This window comes from Moorena producens 3L (assembly GCF_000211815.1).
Lineage (GTDB): Bacteria > Cyanobacteriota > Cyanobacteriia > Cyanobacteriales > Coleofasciculaceae > Moorena > Moorena producens.
In genome coordinates this window covers 30,656-46,414 of sequence record NZ_GL890907.1, presented here as the reverse complement: position 1 = coordinate 46,414, position 15,759 = coordinate 30,656, and the positions used below count along the sequence as shown (strand labels likewise).

Sequence of the window (15,759 nt, the reverse complement as noted above, 5' to 3'; positions counted from 1 at the left end):
CCTAGGATTGTTGTCAACGTTCCTCCTGAATCACCCTTTCCAATTGCTCAACCAGTGGCACTAAATCATTCGTCACCGTTTCCCAAACAATATCTAAATCGATAGAGAAATAAGCATGGGTCAAACGATTTCGCATCCCAATCATCACTGCCCAAGGAATATCAGCATGTCTCCCCCTACATTCAGCTGAAATTCTACCCGCTGCTTCCCCAATAATTTCTAAATCTTTGACAACTGCCAACACCAACATCCTATCCTTAGCTAAATCCTCTCTCATCTTTCCAGACATAAAACCGAGAGCTTCTCTTGCTGCATCCTGCATATGGTGCAAGCGAGTTAAATCGTCAATTGCTGTCATACTGCACCATCGCCTCAGCCATCACTCTGTCTCGAAAATAAATACTTAATTCCTTAGGAGTTCTTAAATCAATCTTTCTCCCTTCTACTAGTTCTGAAAGTTCTATTTCCATACTGGCTAACGTAAATAAACCAGGGGTTTTGCCTGGTTCAAATTCTACTAAAAAATCCAGATCACTCTCCGGTGTAAAATCATCCCTCAACACTGAACCAAATAAAGACAATTTGCGAATATGATGACGCTGGCAAAATTGCTCTATTTCTTCCTTGGGAATCTTAATTGGTAACACCGGGCTTTCACTCATTTCTCTTCTGGATTTTTATCAGATTTTTGGGTATTGGTGGGCATTGCCCATTTAATTTATCGGCATTTAATTTTGAGCTAAATCAGCAATGCCCACCCTACGAGTCGATTCTCATTTCTTGATTTAATAGTGTTTCTGGAAAAGGGTTTTTCGGTTTTAAAAGAATCCCATCTCCGGTATCAATTGCGATTAACTCAAGACCTGTTTCCCAGTGATGAGCATCTCGCAGAGACTTAGGAATAATAACTTGACCTTGACTCAACAATTTTGTCGTTTCCATAACCTAAGCATTCAGGGGTCAGCTGTCAGCCGTGAGGCTTGGCCTTTGGGCTACGCTACGCGAATGGCGCACGCTACACCGAACAGCTTAACATAAACCTCGTTCCCATAGCGTGGCCTTTGGCCTTCGCTACAGTGCGATTGACCTTTGGTCACGCTACGCGATTGACCTTTGGTCACGCTACGCGATTGACCTTTGATCACGCGGGGCGCGTTCGCATTTTGTAGCATTTTGTAGGGTGGGCATTGCTGGTTTCCAACCCCCTATGCTGCCCAAATTCACCTGAGCAATGCCCACCAACCAAGTACCCATGGATTCTTGGATATTGGTGGGCATTGCCTATTTAATTGATCGCCGTTTAATCATGATCTAAATTAGCAATGCCCACCCTACGATTCGATTCCTGGTTTGTACAGTCGCAGTTGAGTTTGATAGATATGATCAACATTTTCATCCAGTAGATACTTAATGGTCATTTCCCTTCTTGATTGCTTCTCGTTCAGCCTTGAGTTGCATCAGCTTGACCACAACTGGGGAAGGATTTTGCTGCTGTTGTTCTAGCATTTTACGACCATGGTCTAACCAATTAGTGAGGTAAGTACTGACCGTTTCTTGGTTATGCAGGTAATACAGAATCGTAGCATAAATTTGCTCTAGTTCCAGGGTTGGATAACTTTGGGAAATTTCTTCAGGAGTACGTTGACGATGGATGAAATCATAGAGGATGGTTTCAATTCCTACTCTTGTGCCTCTGACTCGGATATCATTAGGAGCAAGAAAAACAAAATAATCTTCCAGTTGCATGATCGCTCTGAGAACTCTGTTGTTATCTTGATCCTACACAAGAAGCAAGATTACACATTTGGTAGGGTGGGCATTGCTGGTTTCCAACCCCAAATTCTGCCGGAATTCACCTGAGCAATGCCCACCAATGGTTGATAGCGATCGCATTTTGTCGGGTGGGAAAAGATTATTGGGTATTGGTGGGCATTCCCCATTTCATTGATCGGGGTTCAATTTTGATCTTTATCAGCAATGCCCACCCTACAATTCTCTCAATTCTCAATTCTTCATTCTACATTATTTTGGGTATTGGTGGGCATTGCCCATTTCATGGTTCGGCGTTCAATTTTGTTCTTTCTAAGCAATGCCCACCCTACAATTATCGCGACTCAATTCTTAATTCTCAATTCTTCATTCTACATTATTTTTGGTATTGGTGGGCATTGCTCATTTCATGGTTCGCCGTTCAATTTTGATCTTTCTAAGCAATGCCCACCCTACAATTCTAAATTCTAAATTCTAAATTCTAAATTCTAAATTCTAAATTCCTAATTTTTCTGAGGTGATAGACTTAGGGTAGAACAGTGAACCTGGATTTTAGGACGTAGTTCAATGTTGATTACGGTCTTTATTGCTTGATTATCGCGGGGGACTATAAAGGAAAATTTTCCTTGATGATAGTCTATAATTTCGATGGATTCTATTAATTCAAAGCTCAGGATTGCTTTGGACTCTCCGGCAAGCTTTAGCTCTATTTGTATAGATTCAGTAATGGTATTAACCCCAAACTTGAGAGTGGTATCTGAGGTATCGGTTACTTCGTAGCACCAATAACCATCCTGAGCTCGAACAGTTTGAGGTTCAGTGCAGAATAACTCTATCAAGGCAAGTGAATCCCAGTCACTCTGTAGTTTGATTGTTTCCACAAGAGCCTACCCGAACCTGGTTGAACACTTGATCAGGATTGATATCTAAAGCCTGTATTTGATACTTCTGACGAAATTCGCCCAAAGCTGGCCCAAATCCTAAATTCTCTGATAAATTCTCTGATGCCAAGCGTTGATACTCCCGGAGTGATAACACAATCACTACAGGTTTACCCAGGCGCGTAATCTGTACCGGCTTACCCTGTTCGGCATCATGGACAATTTCAGCAAAGCGTACGTGAGCTTCCGCTAAGTCGTATCCTTCAGACATTTTTCGGGTTTTTAGCTATAGGGCTATGGTTCATGGCTATAGTCTAGCTAAATCCCTAGTGCGATGCTCCAAAAGAGCCGCTACGCGATCGCATTTTGTAGCTTTTGTCGGGTGGGCATTGCCGGCTTCCAACCCCCAATCCTTCCAAAGTATCCCTATACTAGAGTAGGTGTAGCTAAATAAATTAGCTTGGAAGGCAATCCCGGACGCAAAGCATAAAGCAGTGAGGTAAGCTGATGGTTTGGAGAATTGAAGAGGCACAGCAAAAGTTATCTGAACTGATAACTGCTACAGCTACTGAGCCTCAGTTGATTTACGACCACAATCAACTGGTGGCGGTGGTGGTAGAGGCTCAGACTTTTCAAGAGTTCTTGGCTTGGCGTCAGCAGTGTCAAAAGCCCTCAATAGCCGAGGCTTTCGCTCAATTGCACCAGCTTTGTGTTGAAGAAAACTACACTCTTGAAACGTAAGTATTCAGCCGTCAGCTATCAGCTATCAGGCACTTTAACTGCATGGGGTCGGATTAGTGCGATGCTCCAAAAGTGGGCATTGGTGGGCATTGCCCATTTAATTGATCGCCGTTAAATCATGATTGAACGGCGCAATGCCCACCCAAAAATTCGATTCCCGATTGCCGATTCCCGATTGCCGATTCCCGATTATACTTGACCCCTGCTTGGGGATTGGTGGGCATTGCTCATTTAATTGATCCCTGAACAATTTTGTTCTTTCAACAGCAATGCCCACCCAAAGATTCTCCCGACTAAATTCGCGCATTCGCGCATTCTTTAGAGCTTATCTACCCGACATTGGGTTAACCCTTGAGCTTTTTTAGCAAATTTCTGATCAAAGGTGTAAAACTCTGAACAATGCTGACTCAGGGCTAAATGAAAGGCATCAGCAAAATCTAAACCATTTTCATGCCATTGAATAACTTGAGCCATCAAGCTAGGGTTGCTAAGATGAACATTGGGTAAACCAAAAAGATTTCTCAACCCTTGACAGATAGCGGCGGGTTTGAACTTATAAGCAAAACGCAAAACCCATTCCGTTTCTAGAATTACCGTATCTGCAATAAAAACCTCTTGCTTCCTGAAAATCTCTACACTCTTGTTGAACTGTAACTGATCATCCTGAGTCAATAGCCGAACAACTACATTCGTATCAACAGCGATCATGCCATAACTCCTCTATCCCTTGCCGAATCGCCTCATCCATATCCTCAAGACTTTTAGGAGTGCCGTCATACTTTAAACAACCAGCCACTTGATTTAATAGTGTTTCTGGAAAAGGGTTTTTCGGTTTTAAAAGAATCCCATCTCCCGTATCAATTGCGATTAACTCAAGACCTGTTTCCCAGTCATGAGCATCTCGCAGAGACTTAGGAATAATAACTTGACCTTGACTCAACAATTTTGTCGTTTCCATAACCTAAGCATTCAGGGGTCAGCTGTCAGCCGTGAGCCTTGGACCCACGCTACACCGAACAGCTTAACATAAACCTCGTTCCCGTAGCGTGGCCATTTCCTTAGTGCGTACGCATTTTGTAGCATTCTGTAGGGTGGGCATTGCTGGTTTCCCACCCCAAATGCTGCCGGAATTCACCTGGGCAATGCCCACCAACCAGAGCACCCATGGATTTTTGGTATTGGTGGCCATTGCCTATTTAATTGTTCGCCGTTAAATCATGATCATTTTGTAGGGTGGGAAAAGCCTGTTTCCAACCCCCTATGCTGCCGGAATTCATCTGGGCAATGCCCACCAACCAGAGTACCCATGGATTTTTGGATATTGGTGGCCATTGCCTATTTAATTGTTCGGGGTTCAATCATGATTGTAATTAACAATGCCCACCCTACGATTCGATTGCCGATTCCCGATTATGATTGGATATTGGTGGGCATTGCCTATTTAATTGTTCGGGGTTCAATCATGATTGTAATTAACAATGCACACCCTACGATTCGATTGCCGATTCCCGATTCCCGATTATGATTGGGTATTGGTGGGCATTGCCCATTTAATTGTTCGGGGTTCAATCATGATCTTTATCAGCAATGCCCACCCTACGATTCGATTCCCGATTCCCGATTCCCGATTCTAATTGGGTATTGGTGGGCATTGCCCATTTAATTGTTCGGCGTTGAATCATGATCTTTATCAGCAATGCCCACCCTACAATATATCTCCCGACTCCCGACTCCCGATTCCCGACTCCCGATTCCCGATTCCCTACTCCCTACTCTACTTGAGCACCAACTACCTCCGATGGCTTAGTGTTGTTTTCCGCTGTATCAGTCGGTTCCCCTAAGGTTTCTTCGAGTACCTGAATTGCGCCACTGATCCGGAGTAAAGTTTCTCGGAGGTTAGCTTGTTTCGCTTCTAGTTCGGCTAGCATTTTTTGACCAGCTTCATATTCAGATTTTAGGGATTGTAAGCGTTGTTCGAGTTTTTCTTTCATGGTTTAGTTTAATCAGTAAGTAAAAGGTATTTCTAGGTAAAAATCGTGGTCAATAAACTATGGATATTGGGTTGGTTGGGCATTGGTGGGCATTGCCCATTTCATTGATCGGTGTTCAATAATGATCTTTATCAGCAATGCCCACCCTACGATTGTTGTTGTTTGGTTGGGCTTTCAATCCCATCATTTTACCCTACCTCCCAATCTTGCTCAACTTAGTCATCTGACACTAGTTGATTTAGTTGAAGTTCCAATTGATTGATCCGTTGTTCATAGTTGCTGCTCTTGTGAGCCATATCTTTGATAACTTCAACTAAGTACATACTGATTTTTCGGTAATTAATTGCTTCAGGTAACCCCTGTTGGTCGTAGTAAACAAGTTTGTTAAGACCAATCTCGTGAAGCTCTTCAGCAATGTATCCAATTTCCCAACGATTGGGATGGTTAGGTCGTGTATAAGTCTTGGGTTCTACTGTCAAAATTTTAGAAAAATCGTCTTCCAGAGAAATGATATTTTCCTTCGATCTAGCGGAAGAATTGTCGTAACATATTTGTTTAGTACTGTCATCCCACTGCACATTGCGATCATCACGATAAGGTAAAGACCCAACATATAAACTGTTTGTAATTGAGACACTGCCGTGGACTTTTAAATAATCCCAGAGCTTAACTTGCCTTCCCACTGATGTACCACTCCTTCCCAGAATCATCAGAGCATCGTGGTTGGCGGCATTCTCAATAGCAGCATAACCATCAGCATTTCCTATTCCAGTGTGGTTATGATTAGTTTTTGTAAAGTAAATATCTGAATTACCTGCACGAATCTCACCATCTACCAACAGATTAGGTGTGCCAATCAAATGAAAGCTCTCATCATCTGTAAATCTTGCCCAAACTTTATTACTTTCCTCCGGTTCCCTGATTTCTAGATTCTCACCATTTCTGGCTATTTCCCAATCATTTGTTGAAGGTCTGAAGGCATCCTTTGCCCTAACAATTCCATCTACAATTAGTTCTCCATTACCTTTTGGTATAAGGTTAATATCCTGATCAGTATTACTTCCAATCGCTTCGATCCGATTGTAGCCAATTCCAATCCCTTGGGTGAGATTTTGGGCGTAGAATGCCCCGATATCAGCATCTGCGTTGTTATGGCTGGCTCTAACTCTCAATTCACCGCTTTCCACATGAAGCTTCTTGCTCGGTCCAGTTATCCCGATACCAAGGCTACCTGCAAAGGAAGAGTTGCCTGTACCTTTGACAGTCAAACCACCATTGGCTGCTGTGGTTAACACCATTCTCTCATTAGTGCCATTAGTATCTCTCCAGGAGTGGTTGCCATTGGCAGCATAAAATAAAGTCTGACTATTGATACCCAGTCCGTATCCATCCCAAAGTTGCAATTTTAGGTTGTTGGTAGTGTCACTATTTGTAAAGACAATTTGTTGAGCACCATCGAGTTGAATCTCGCCTGCGCTAACCGTCAACTTCCCTTGTACTTTTAATTTCGATGAACCTGGATCTGTTGTGCCGATACCAAGGCTACCTGCGAAGTAGTTATCTCTAGTACCTCCAAACCATGCAGAATTGTCTGCACTGCCAGTCCATCCATCATGCTCTACAAATAAACGAACTGCTTCCCCTTCGCTTCTGACTTGGAAGATAGGCTCACCAGCATTGGGATTGGATTGGACTCGATAGACTAAGCCGGTTGCCCCTTGAGTACCGTCACCGCGATGATTATTGCTGTTGGGAGCTTCCATCAGCAGAGTACGCTCACCAGAGGTGTTGCTGCTAGCACTAAAGCTGCCAGTGACAGTTAAATTCCCTTGTACTTTTAATTTTGATGAACCTGGATCTGTTGTGCCGATACCAACCTTGCCTGCGAAGTAGTTATCTTCAGTACCTCCAAACCATGCAGAATTGTCTGCACTGCCAGTCCATCCATCATGCTCTACAAAGAAACGAACTGATTCCCCTTCGCTTCTCACTTGGAAGATCGGGTCACCGTTATTGGGATTGGATTGGACTCGATAGACTAAGCCGGTTGCCCCTTGAGTACCGTCACCGCGATGATTGTTGCTGTTGGGAGCTTCCATCAGCAGAGGTCGCTCACCAGAGGTGTTGCTGCTGAAGCTTAAACTTCCATTTACTGTGGTATCACCAGTGACACTCAAATCCCCATCAATAACAACCAAACTACTGGCACTATTACCACCAGAACGCAGGGTCGGTCCAGTGATTGCACCACTATCCAAATTACCACTAGGCAAACGCACTCCAGAATACTCGCGTACACTGAGATCAGGAGTCACATTACCGCTGCCATCAATTGCCAGCTTTGTCAGAACAATCGAGTCCTCAGGCACATTTCCCAGGGTAGCAACTTGGATATTGGGCTTTTCGTGCCAGCGCCTGGCACCACTGCTACCCAAACCTCCATCAGTTGTCTGATCCGATTGTTCTTCTTGATAGGAAATAACTAAGTAAACTTCCTGATTTTTGTGGGCACTGAGATCAATTGGCGGAGAGTTTGTACTCAGAATAATCTGTCGGCCTTGACTGTCAAGAGCCGTACCAGGTTTGACAATCACCTGATTAGTAGCAGTCTCAAGAGTCAAACCATCACAAATGCCCGAAACCCGGAGGAATTGGTCTAGGCGGCGCTGTCGGTCAATATGATATTTTTGTTCATCAATAAAATCCTGGTCTTTTAAAAACTCACCATCGAAGTAGCGTACTCGCTTGTCAATGTAAGGATACTGAGTATAATCTGCCATTTTAATTCTCCCTTAGTTACGATATCGTTGTGGTGCCCAATAGTGTAGTCTCCCCAACGATGATGCCTGGTTTACTTTCAGTGGGCTGATTAATAATTTGCATACCGGGTATTAACACCCGCAAAGCATAAAAGGTGTGAGCTGGTTTCTCCTGATTCACAATTGCCTTAGCAATCTCTTCCTGACGTTGCAGCAGTTTAGGGTCTCGCTCGTTCAAGGTGATTGTCACCTGGAAGTAATGAGCAGGTTGTTCAAATTCGTAGATTTTGACCTCTTCTTGAGTGTAAAGTTCTAGCATTTGCTTCACTCCCGCCTTAGTCCCTCGTTGGCGATAGAGAGGCACAATATTGCTGATAAATCGGCGTTTAGTCTCCTCACTCCAATCATCTCGCAAACTTAAAGCCACCCAACTGGCCAGCCAAGGTATAAACTCAGTTGGTGCTATCTCTGACTCTACTGGTAAATCAGGATGATTATAGGGATTGAAGTAAGTAGGGATACGGTCAATGTACTCTTCTAGAGCCAACTGCTCAGGATTCGGATCATCAGTATCCCTGGGTAAAAAGCCACTCATTACCCGCTCCAACGCTAGCAGGAACCGACCAACAAAAGGGTCTTCCTGAAAGTTAGCTGGTAGATAGTTTAGATAGCTACTTGGGTTGTTGGACATAAGCGCGTTTGTATCTAGGTTTTAAACACACGAATTGTTGAAAAAGGGAATAGGGAATAGGGAATAGGGAATAGTGGGGAGATGGGGAGATGGGGAGATGGGGAGATGGGGAGATCACTTGCCTGTTCCCGATTCCCTATTCCATCCTGGGAGTTCCTTGAGGGCATCGGTGGGCATTGCCCATTTAATTGATCCGGGAACTGATCAAAGAGCTTCCGAGAGCAATGCCCACCCTACTACGATTCCACTCACTGTTCCCTACTCCCTACTCCCGATTCCCGATTCCCGATTCCCGATTCCCGATTCCCTGTTCCCTTACTAGCTAGTTAATTGCCATTGCTCCCCTATGTATTCCATGATTACTAAATTCAACTTTACGTTAAAGTCTACTAACTCATAGTTTTTAAGCTTAACTCTGATCAGCTCTTTTTCGATAAACTGGTAGGTGTCTTTCGGTTTACTGCGTTCCTCCCGCCAGGTTCCTAACTGAACCACCTTTGTACCTGTGGTTGGAGCTTGGCTGAGAGCTTGTTTGAGGGTAATTTTATTGCTGGAAAAATCAACAGTGTCAATTTCTCGATTTTCTGGATTGCTATTAGTAGGAATGATCCCAACCGTATCCCCCGCTGCCAATCCCGTTACTTGATTCACCTTGAACTCAAGGTTGGAGATAACTTCGGTAATCTCAAAACTAAGGGGACGGAAAACCATGGTACCTAGTCCATAAGCTTTATTTAAACCTGAAGACAAGGTCAATTGTTTTAGTCCTTCCTCAATACTACTAATAGTATAGTATTCCTGATCACTACTGCTGGGGTCTAGTTGAATAGTATCCCCTAGGTTAAAACCGGTGGTGTCTTGAACCGTAATCTGAGTCTGGGATCTTGAGCTTGCCTGAGTTAAAACAGTAGTGGTTAGCTCATGAGTATGAACCATGACATCCTCGACATAGTCCACTCCAGGGATGCGATCCAGTAATTGATATAGCTCCGAAACGTAAATACTCCTACCAAAAGGCCAACCCTGACCATCCCAATAAGACTGGGAATTAACTGGGTGGAAGAAAGCTTGTGCTTCCTGGTTTGCCTGGTCTTGAACCTGCTGGGCATTGCCCCCCGCCACTAGATAGAGTCGCGCCCAAACTCGCAAGGGTAGGTAGTCTGGGGTAACTACGTGATGGCGTACAGTCAGCAACCGCCGTTCATCCAAGAAAGACCATAAGCCTTGCAACAGTGAAGCAGTGATATTGGGTTGATACCAACTGGCTCCTTGGATAGTTCCATGATTTTGGTTAGCAGTCTTATCCTTAGCAATGCTACCAGAGCCTTCACCCAAATCCCAGCAACCAACTAATCCCTTTTCTGTACCTTTAAGAAAGTCATTCATCTCCTGTTTAATGTCTGCCTGCAAGCGGACTCCCTCCCAAATCCGCAATTGAGTAATTATGCCTTGGAAATAATTGCTTTGGTTACCTCGACAGCCAAGATAAAGGGATGAATTATTAATTGTATTATCTGAAGTGATATCTTCAGTAAAGCCTTCTAATTCTCCATCAAGATATAAGTACAGTGTTGAACTATCTTTTACAAAAGCAACGTGATGAAAGTTGTCATCATTAATCGCTTTGGTAGAACTAATGGTAGCAAAGTTAGTACCATCACTTCTAGTTACCTGTAATTTACCCGATTGGTTTTCATATCTAATCCCATAAGGAAAACCCCCAGAACCACTACCTTTTTCTAGGATACTATTATGGGTTTCTTGGGTTCTAGATTGTACTTTTTCAGGTCTTACCCAAAGTTCAATAGCAAAATCGTGATCGTTAGCAAAATTGAGTTGGTCTGAGTGAGGGATTTCCAGATAATCATCCTGGCCATCAAAGGAGAGCAAACTGTAGTTATCAGCCAACGTTTGAGGAACCACCAGCAAGCTAATGTTTCCTGGGGCTGGTTCTTCTCTGGCAGTTGGTTCACTCAAAGCCAGATTCTGCTGAGAAATGCATTTAGCCCTAGCGACTACCCCAAAAGGACCAAGAGCCTTAGCGGTTGGTGTTTCCTGCCAGTCTTGTAGTACCAGTTGTTCAAAGTCCTCACTACTGACTGCCCGGTAGCGTTGCCGCAAATCCACAATGGTTTGCTGCACTGCTGTCTCCAAATCCCCTTCCAGCTGCCACTGGGAACCATTAAGCAGCTTCAGAAACATTTTTTGGTTTTCATCTGGAATCTGATTAGTCCGGTAAATCACCATCTCCGTCAACCAAGCCAACATCTCGATCAAGATGATGCCAGGGTCAGTAGGATTGTGGTCAGTCCAATCAGGATACTCTTTCGGTATTAGAGAAATAGCCTCTTCCAAAAGGTCAGCATAAGTACGGTCATCTAGGTTAGGTAGTGGTAGTGGCATTTGTCATTAGTTGGTTGTGAGAATTTAGAATGTAGAATGTAGAATTTATAATTTATAATTTAGAATTTAGAATGTAGAATTTATAATGGTGAAGGCAGAATGGTGAAGGCAGAATGGTGAAGGCAGAATGGTGAATGGTGAAGGCAGAATTTAGAAGTTAGAATGGTGAAGGCAGAAGGCACAAGGCACAAGGCAGAAGGCAGAAGGCAGAAGGCAGAAGGCAGAAGGCACAAGGCACAAGGCACAAGGCACAAGGCACAAGGCACAAGGCACAAGGCACAAGGCAGAATGGTGAATGGTGAATGGTGAATGGTGAATGGTGAATTCTAACTTCTAACTTCACCATTTTAACTTCTAACTTCACCATTTTAACTTCTAACTTCACCATTTTAACTTCTAACTTCACCATTTTAACTTCTAACTTCACCATTCTTAATTCTACATTCTTAATTCTACATTCTTAATTCTTAATTCTACATTCTTAATTCTTAATTATACATTATTAATTCTTAATTCTACATTCTTAATTCTACATTATTAATTCTTAATTATACATTCTTAATTCAATAAGACTGACCCAAACTAATCTGATGTTCACCGGAATAGATTAGGAATCGGTTGCTTTGTTCCTCAGGTATCTCGCCTAGGTCAATGGAGAGATAGTTAACATAATTCACACCTGGGACGGATTCGATTAACCGATACAGGTCTGATTTATGGGGTTGACGACCAAAAGGCCAGCCTTGACCATCCACGCCACCAGTCAGGGGATGTAAAAAGTGGTTCAGGGCATCGTTGACCCCAATTACAACTTCTTCGGCAAGGTCTAAGGAGAGGGGTACAACCTCAGCTGTGACTGTAACTTCTACCCAATAGGGTCCCGTCACTCGCAGGTCTAGGGTGGGGGCACAGCGAGCCAGGATGTATTCTTCTACTAAGTCGAGCAAACCAAGACTGGGAGTAGGTTGCCGTGCTGAAGAATCCGGTAGAATAATCAGTTCCACTTGACCGACATCGTCTCTGTCTAGATAAGGGCTATTGTCAGCATGGTCACTTGTGGTCTTGGGGGGTAGGTTGAAATTTCCTGTCAGAGAACCATCAGGGTACTCGATGGTGACATCACCGCTAACGTTAACATCGCCCAAGTTGACCATAGTCACGTACCATTCGCTTCCAAGACTGAATTGGCTGGGTGTGACTGGGTAACTCAGTTCGCGTCCGCTAGCTTCCTCGGTAAAGATTTTTTCCTCATAGGCTATGGTCTGTCCTGGACCATTAATCTTGACCTGTAGCTGATAGCTGGTTGGGGGATTATTACCCTGGGACCATAAACTGACCGTGATCGTCCCTGATTGCTCCAACGGCAGGTAGTAGTTTGGCAACCACTGTAAGTCTTTTGGGTTAAATTCAGGAGTAATTGCCCATGCCCTAGCTACATCGGTAGATGCTTGGTAGACCAAATCCTCAATGTCTTCGGCAGTTACAGCTTTGTACCGATGGCGCAATGTCTTCGGCCCTTGTTCCTTCACCCACTCTAGAGACTCCTGATCGGCTCCACCACTAGCAGCTTCTAGGTTAGTGACACTATCTACATAAGGCACTGTGGTCTTGAGTTCGGTGATAGTCTCAGCTGCTTTATTACCCTGTTTACCACCACCAGTGCGGTAGTAAACCATACGGATATTGTTGCTACCTAGGGGTGGTATCCTTCCCTGTTGGTTGTTGCCAAAGCTTACTTCTCCCGTCAGGTGATTGAGAACATAGTGACGGTCTTCCGGTCCGGAACCATAGAAATCTGATACTTCTTGCCAAACTAACCACACCTCCTCTTGTAGATCCGTTTCTTCCTCTTCCTGGACCTCTAGTTGTTGACCGTCTAACACAGGAAATTGGAGGGTGGAGAAGGTCTGATTGGGATTCCCATTACTCGAACCAAGGATTTCATTCTCAATGGTGGTTGCCTGGGTTGCCCAAGTTGTATTCAGCAGCAACCGCCGTAGTCGGGGTGGCACTCTAAAATCACCCCCTTGCCAGCGAATTCGCAGCCAATATAATTCTTTACCAAATTCTGATTGCTTTGTCAAGTCAGTTGGTCCAATAAACTGGACTAAACCCGGTTGACTCATGGCAGCGGTTTCATCAGCTTCCACGCCTAAACGCATCCAACGGTCAGGACTGGTATATTCAGGGCTGGAATATTCTCCTACTACCACTGCTGGCTGAGTTATGGTAGGACTTGTGGCCAATTCCCCTGGTGCTGGGGGTTCTACCTGGGCATAGATAGTGGTGGAGCGGTTGGCGAAGGGGGCGTCAAAGCCTAGGTAAAGGGTGGGTCTCAGGTCTTGAGTGGGAGTAAAAGCCTCAAAGGGGGAGCCATCTTGGTTAGCTTGAGTGGTGCAATCTACATAAGTGAAATCATTGTAGGTCAAGCAAGCTGAGAGAGGGGAATCACCTGAGTTGTAGCTATAGCTTAGGGTGAGGGATTTTAGCACTGGTGGAGCTAAAGCTGAGGCTGGTAGGAGTACCACACTCGTTTCCACTGGATGAGATTGAGTGAGGTTGCTCGTCAGGGTGAGGGTATTCTCGTTGAAATTGATACTAGCAATCTCCAAGTCTTCCTGCTTGTCAGTACCTGGATCAATCCGAATGCGATCGCTAGGCAAAAAACCTCTGACACTATCTACCTTGATGGTGTTGATACCACTGCTGACCTCTTGTTCAAAAAGTTCCACCGTTGCTCCACTGGCATGGTCGGAATAGATAGTATTGGTCAGAGTTAGGGTATTAGAGCTAATACTACTAATTTGCGCATATTCCGGTTGACTAGTGTCTGCCCCAATCAGAATAGAGTCATTATCTTGAAAGCCACTAGCGCTACTGACCTGTAGGGTATTGGCTCCACTGCTGACAGCTTGAGTGAGTGTGGTGCTAATGGCACGAGATGGCTGGAGTGTGGTACTGGTTTCTTCTGCGGTAGCTTCCTCAGTACCATAATTACCCGTGATAATCCGAGCACGAAGCCAATAATTACTTTCCCCATTTACTGGCTGGGGTCCCATCTGGTCAGGGAGGGTGAAAGTAAATGCACCGCCAATCGTGAAGTTGGCAGCAGACAGACCAGAACTATTATGTTTAACTATCTCCCAAGTACTACCATTCCAGACTTCCCAGCGGACTTCCACACCCCCAGTGGTATTAACCGGTGGAGCATCACTACTTAAAACCAAATCAACGGTAACTTCAGCTCCAGGTTTGGATAAAACCTCCTGACTAGCCAGATAAAAGGTATCGTTGAAACCAGGTTCCTCACCAAAGGGATAGAAATCTTTGCTCAGATCCAGTTCATCGGTATCGAAAAAGCACAACTCTGGTGCTACATCACTGCCATTAATCTGCACACTGGCACTAATGTGATTGATCTGTGGCAATAACTGAGGTGGAGGTAAAGGAGTATTGGTAAGCTGAGCTTTAAGCCAGGCAGCATTGATCCCATTAATACTCTCCTGACTGGGGACTGGCAGATTCTCAATGGACACTTCCCACTCACTGTCACCTGAATTAGTCAAGCTTGGGAAGGACTTGCTAATTTGGTTCTGGTCGTCAATGTCTAGACGGGCCAAACGGATATGACTATTCGCTGGTTTGCTAGTATCGGTCTCAGCAATCAGTTCCACCACTGGTTCTGAGTCACTGTAGGAAATTACTACTAGCCTAGTTTGATTGGTGTTGCTGCTCAGGTCAAGGTCATATTTTTCAAGGAGATTAATCTCTCGACCTTGGTAATCTATCGCCTTTCCAGGTTGGACGATAACTTCACCATAGCCAATTTCAACCTCTAAGCCCTCAATAATTCCTAGTATTGGTTTCCAAACCTCACCATTCCAGTAAGACCAAGTGATTGGTACTGCTGCTAACCCAACTGCATTAGGAGAGTCAATGGTTAGGGTGAGAGTTTTCGATTCAGGTAAGGTGAGCAGCTCGTCACAAGCCAAATAGAGGGAATGTTCGATGGGCTGATCCCCTGCAAAGGTTAGAAAAGCAGCATCTTCTTGACCCGTTGCTTGCTGAGTGCGATCGCTATAGCGGTCTTGTTCTGGTTCCCGCACAAACACTGCTTGCAGCTGCACATTGGTCAAGGCTAAATCACGCTCGGTCTCGAAAATGACCTCTTCTTCCTCTCCTTCTGTGGGCGGTGCTGCCACCTCCGTCTGAGCAGGAACCAAGGCTTCTGTGCTACCAGTTGCCAAATAAAAGGTCAAGGGTACTCGCGCTGGTCTAGGTGGTCCAATGCTAGTGCCAATCAAATCCAGAAAGGCGAGGAAGTTTTTATCCGGGACTTGATTGATGCGATCGCTGACAATCGTTGCCAGATGACCAAAAATACGAATTAGTGACCGACCACCATCCGGCTTGTTATCTGCCAAAGGACGCCAGTCTGTGAACGCCTTAGCGCACGCCTCCGTATAGGTAACGATGTCTTCATAGCTACGTTGATCAATCTTTGGAGCTTGCATAAGAAATTA

General features: G+C 44.5%; 22 protein-coding genes. 7 read left to right on the top strand and 15 right to left on the bottom strand.

Going from position 1 to position 15,759, the window contains the following annotated elements:
- Nucleotides 1–13: 13 nt before the first annotated feature.
- From LYNGBM3L_RS13950 to LYNGBM3L_RS13940, 3 genes are all read right to left on the bottom strand, one after another.
- A complete protein-coding gene (locus LYNGBM3L_RS13950) occupies nucleotides 14–358 on the bottom strand; it encodes a HepT-like ribonuclease domain-containing protein (RefSeq protein ID WP_008184220.1) in 345 nt (114 codons plus the stop codon).
- Nucleotides 345–662, bottom strand: a complete 318-nt coding sequence (locus LYNGBM3L_RS13945; protein WP_008184218.1) for a nucleotidyltransferase family protein — start codon at nucleotides 660–662, stop codon at nucleotides 345–347. The genes LYNGBM3L_RS13950 and LYNGBM3L_RS13945 overlap by 14 nt, the downstream gene beginning before the upstream one ends.
- Before the next feature lie 97 nt (nucleotides 663–759).
- Nucleotides 760–942: an AbrB/MazE/SpoVT family DNA-binding domain-containing protein gene (locus LYNGBM3L_RS13940; protein WP_008184214.1), complete on the bottom strand. Its 183-nt coding sequence runs from the start codon at nucleotides 940–942 to the stop codon at nucleotides 760–762.
- 38 nt (nucleotides 943–980) lie between these two features.
- Between LYNGBM3L_RS13940 and LYNGBM3L_RS43490 the strand changes: the two genes are divergently transcribed.
- Entirely contained in the window at nucleotides 981–1,169 is a 189-nt protein-coding gene (locus tag LYNGBM3L_RS43490) for a hypothetical protein (RefSeq protein ID WP_154659782.1), read from the top strand.
- A 238-nt stretch (nucleotides 1,170–1,407) separates the two neighbouring features.
- Here the strand turns inward: LYNGBM3L_RS43490 and LYNGBM3L_RS13935 are convergent, their stop codons facing one another.
- From LYNGBM3L_RS13935 to LYNGBM3L_RS13925, 4 genes are all read right to left on the bottom strand, one after another.
- On the bottom strand, nucleotides 1,408–1,746 hold the full coding sequence (locus LYNGBM3L_RS13935; RefSeq protein WP_008184209.1) for a DUF433 domain-containing protein: 339 nt from the start codon (nucleotides 1,744–1,746) through the stop codon (nucleotides 1,408–1,410).
- Between the two features lie 50 nt (nucleotides 1,747–1,796).
- The gene (locus LYNGBM3L_RS45705; RefSeq protein WP_008184207.1) at nucleotides 1,797–1,940 is read right to left on the bottom strand and encodes a hypothetical protein; all 144 of its coding nucleotides are present in this window, start codon (nucleotides 1,938–1,940) and stop codon (nucleotides 1,797–1,799) included.
- Between the two features lie 333 nt (nucleotides 1,941–2,273).
- Nucleotides 2,274–2,651 carry a hypothetical protein gene (locus tag LYNGBM3L_RS13930; RefSeq protein WP_008184195.1) on the bottom strand — a complete coding sequence of 126 codons (378 nt, stop codon included), beginning with the start codon at nucleotides 2,649–2,651 and terminating at the stop codon, nucleotides 2,274–2,276.
- On the bottom strand, nucleotides 2,626–2,922 hold the full coding sequence (locus LYNGBM3L_RS13925; RefSeq protein ID WP_008184193.1) for a type II toxin-antitoxin system Phd/YefM family antitoxin: 297 nt from the start codon (nucleotides 2,920–2,922) through the stop codon (nucleotides 2,626–2,628). The genes LYNGBM3L_RS13930 and LYNGBM3L_RS13925 overlap by 26 nt, the downstream gene beginning before the upstream one ends.
- 236 nt (nucleotides 2,923–3,158) lie before the next feature.
- Between LYNGBM3L_RS13925 and LYNGBM3L_RS13920 the strand changes: the two genes are divergently transcribed.
- A complete protein-coding gene (locus LYNGBM3L_RS13920; protein WP_008184190.1) occupies nucleotides 3,159–3,392 on the top strand; it encodes a type II toxin-antitoxin system Phd/YefM family antitoxin in 234 nt (77 codons plus the stop codon).
- Nucleotides 3,382–3,507, top strand: a complete 126-nt coding sequence (locus LYNGBM3L_RS48630; protein ID WP_267872028.1) for a hypothetical protein — start codon at nucleotides 3,382–3,384, stop codon at nucleotides 3,505–3,507. The genes LYNGBM3L_RS13920 and LYNGBM3L_RS48630 overlap by 11 nt, the downstream gene beginning before the upstream one ends.
- Nucleotides 3,508–3,710: 203 nt before the next feature.
- On the opposite strand, the gene LYNGBM3L_RS13910 is transcribed toward LYNGBM3L_RS48630, so the two are convergent.
- From LYNGBM3L_RS13910 to LYNGBM3L_RS45700, 3 genes are all read right to left on the bottom strand, one after another.
- Nucleotides 3,711–4,100: a type II toxin-antitoxin system VapC family toxin gene (locus LYNGBM3L_RS13910; RefSeq protein WP_008184185.1), complete on the bottom strand. Its 390-nt coding sequence runs from the start codon at nucleotides 4,098–4,100 to the stop codon at nucleotides 3,711–3,713.
- Nucleotides 4,087–4,350: an AbrB/MazE/SpoVT family DNA-binding domain-containing protein gene (locus LYNGBM3L_RS13905; protein WP_008184183.1), complete on the bottom strand. Its 264-nt coding sequence runs from the start codon at nucleotides 4,348–4,350 to the stop codon at nucleotides 4,087–4,089. Before LYNGBM3L_RS13905 ends, LYNGBM3L_RS13910 begins: the two co-directional genes overlap by 14 nt.
- Before the next feature lie 63 nt (nucleotides 4,351–4,413).
- Nucleotides 4,414–4,581, bottom strand: a complete 168-nt coding sequence (locus tag LYNGBM3L_RS45700; RefSeq protein ID WP_008184181.1) for a hypothetical protein — start codon at nucleotides 4,579–4,581, stop codon at nucleotides 4,414–4,416.
- 117 nt (nucleotides 4,582–4,698) lie between these two features.
- On the opposite strand from LYNGBM3L_RS45700, the gene LYNGBM3L_RS43480 reads away from it, so the two are divergent.
- Nucleotides 4,699–4,917: a hypothetical protein gene (locus LYNGBM3L_RS43480; RefSeq protein ID WP_008184180.1), complete on the top strand. Its 219-nt coding sequence runs from the start codon at nucleotides 4,699–4,701 to the stop codon at nucleotides 4,915–4,917.
- On the top strand, nucleotides 4,871–5,026 hold the full coding sequence (locus tag LYNGBM3L_RS43475; RefSeq protein WP_154659781.1) for a hypothetical protein: 156 nt from the start codon (nucleotides 4,871–4,873) through the stop codon (nucleotides 5,024–5,026). Before LYNGBM3L_RS43480 ends, LYNGBM3L_RS43475 begins: the two co-directional genes overlap by 47 nt.
- 135 nt (nucleotides 5,027–5,161) lie before the next feature.
- On the opposite strand, the gene LYNGBM3L_RS13895 is transcribed toward LYNGBM3L_RS43475, so the two are convergent.
- The 3 genes from LYNGBM3L_RS13895 to LYNGBM3L_RS13885 form a co-directional block, all read right to left on the bottom strand.
- A complete protein-coding gene (locus tag LYNGBM3L_RS13895) occupies nucleotides 5,162–5,383 on the bottom strand; it encodes a hypothetical protein (protein ID WP_008184176.1) in 222 nt (73 codons plus the stop codon).
- A 215-nt stretch (nucleotides 5,384–5,598) separates the two neighbouring features.
- Nucleotides 5,599–8,163, bottom strand: coding sequence for a tail fiber domain-containing protein (locus LYNGBM3L_RS13890; protein ID WP_008184175.1), 2,565 nt, complete (start codon nucleotides 8,161–8,163; stop codon nucleotides 5,599–5,601).
- A gap of 16 nt (nucleotides 8,164–8,179) precedes the next feature.
- Complete coding sequence (locus LYNGBM3L_RS13885) at nucleotides 8,180–8,833, bottom strand: phage tail protein I (protein ID WP_008184168.1); 654 nt, start codon at nucleotides 8,831–8,833, stop codon at nucleotides 8,180–8,182.
- A gap of 97 nt (nucleotides 8,834–8,930) precedes the next feature.
- On the opposite strand from LYNGBM3L_RS13885, the gene LYNGBM3L_RS13880 reads away from it, so the two are divergent.
- Nucleotides 8,931–9,155: a hypothetical protein gene (locus LYNGBM3L_RS13880; RefSeq protein ID WP_008184162.1), complete on the top strand. Its 225-nt coding sequence runs from the start codon at nucleotides 8,931–8,933 to the stop codon at nucleotides 9,153–9,155.
- On the opposite strand, the gene LYNGBM3L_RS34895 is transcribed toward LYNGBM3L_RS13880, so the two are convergent.
- Complete coding sequence (locus LYNGBM3L_RS34895; protein WP_008184160.1) at nucleotides 9,152–11,236, bottom strand: LamG-like jellyroll fold domain-containing protein; 2,085 nt, start codon at nucleotides 11,234–11,236, stop codon at nucleotides 9,152–9,154. The two genes, LYNGBM3L_RS13880 and LYNGBM3L_RS34895, sit on opposite strands and share 4 nt — an antisense overlap.
- A 162-nt stretch (nucleotides 11,237–11,398) precedes the next feature.
- Between LYNGBM3L_RS34895 and LYNGBM3L_RS43470 the strand changes: the two genes are divergently transcribed.
- Nucleotides 11,399–11,545, top strand: a complete 147-nt coding sequence (locus tag LYNGBM3L_RS43470) for a hypothetical protein (protein WP_008184157.1) — start codon at nucleotides 11,399–11,401, stop codon at nucleotides 11,543–11,545.
- Nucleotides 11,546–11,799: 254 nt separating this feature from the next.
- On the opposite strand, the gene LYNGBM3L_RS33940 is transcribed toward LYNGBM3L_RS43470, so the two are convergent.
- Nucleotides 11,800–15,750 (bottom strand): putative baseplate assembly protein, encoded by a 3,951-nt coding sequence (locus tag LYNGBM3L_RS33940; RefSeq protein WP_008184156.1) that lies wholly within the window; start codon nucleotides 15,748–15,750, stop codon nucleotides 11,800–11,802.
- Nucleotides 15,751–15,759 lie beyond the last annotated feature (9 nt).

Coding starts and splice junctions, on each gene's coding strand:
- LYNGBM3L_RS45705 (WP_008184207.1), bottom strand. CDS start 1,940: ATGGGGAATGCCCACCAATACCCAATAATCTTTTCCCACCCGACAAAA.
- LYNGBM3L_RS13880 (WP_008184162.1), top strand. CDS start 8,931: ATGGGGAGATGGGGAGATCACTTGCCTGTTCCCGATTCCCTATTCCAT.
- LYNGBM3L_RS45700 (WP_008184181.1), bottom strand. CDS start 4,581: ATGGCCACCAATACCAAAAATCCATGGGTGCTCTGGTTGGTGGGCATT.
- LYNGBM3L_RS43480 (WP_008184180.1), top strand. CDS start 4,699: ATGGATTTTTGGATATTGGTGGCCATTGCCTATTTAATTGTTCGGGGT.
- LYNGBM3L_RS13905 (WP_008184183.1), bottom strand. CDS start 4,350: ATGGAAACGACAAAATTGTTGAGTCAAGGTCAAGTTATTATTCCTAAG.
- LYNGBM3L_RS33940 (WP_008184156.1), bottom strand. CDS start 15,750: ATGCAAGCTCCAAAGATTGATCAACGTAGCTATGAAGACATCGTTACC.
- LYNGBM3L_RS13920 (WP_008184190.1), top strand. CDS start 3,159: ATGGTTTGGAGAATTGAAGAGGCACAGCAAAAGTTATCTGAACTGATA.
- LYNGBM3L_RS13945 (WP_008184218.1), bottom strand. CDS start 662: ATGAGTGAAAGCCCGGTGTTACCAATTAAGATTCCCAAGGAAGAAATA.
- LYNGBM3L_RS43475 (WP_154659781.1), top strand. CDS start 4,871: ATGCACACCCTACGATTCGATTGCCGATTCCCGATTCCCGATTATGAT.
- LYNGBM3L_RS13895 (WP_008184176.1), bottom strand. CDS start 5,383: ATGAAAGAAAAACTCGAACAACGCTTACAATCCCTAAAATCTGAATAT.
- LYNGBM3L_RS13940 (WP_008184214.1), bottom strand. CDS start 942: ATGGAAACGACAAAATTGTTGAGTCAAGGTCAAGTTATTATTCCTAAG.
- LYNGBM3L_RS13925 (WP_008184193.1), bottom strand. CDS start 2,922: ATGTCTGAAGGATACGACTTAGCGGAAGCTCACGTACGCTTTGCTGAA.
- LYNGBM3L_RS13885 (WP_008184168.1), bottom strand. CDS start 8,833: ATGTCCAACAACCCAAGTAGCTATCTAAACTATCTACCAGCTAACTTT.
- LYNGBM3L_RS13910 (WP_008184185.1), bottom strand. CDS start 4,100: ATGATCGCTGTTGATACGAATGTAGTTGTTCGGCTATTGACTCAGGAT.
- LYNGBM3L_RS43470 (WP_008184157.1), top strand. CDS start 11,399: ATGGTGAAGGCAGAAGGCACAAGGCACAAGGCAGAAGGCAGAAGGCAG.
- LYNGBM3L_RS13950 (WP_008184220.1), bottom strand. CDS start 358: ATGACAGCAATTGACGATTTAACTCGCTTGCACCATATGCAGGATGCA.
- LYNGBM3L_RS13935 (WP_008184209.1), bottom strand. CDS start 1,746: ATGCAACTGGAAGATTATTTTGTTTTTCTTGCTCCTAATGATATCCGA.
- LYNGBM3L_RS13890 (WP_008184175.1), bottom strand. CDS start 8,163: ATGGCAGATTATACTCAGTATCCTTACATTGACAAGCGAGTACGCTAC.
- LYNGBM3L_RS34895 (WP_008184160.1), bottom strand. CDS start 11,236: ATGCCACTACCACTACCTAACCTAGATGACCGTACTTATGCTGACCTT.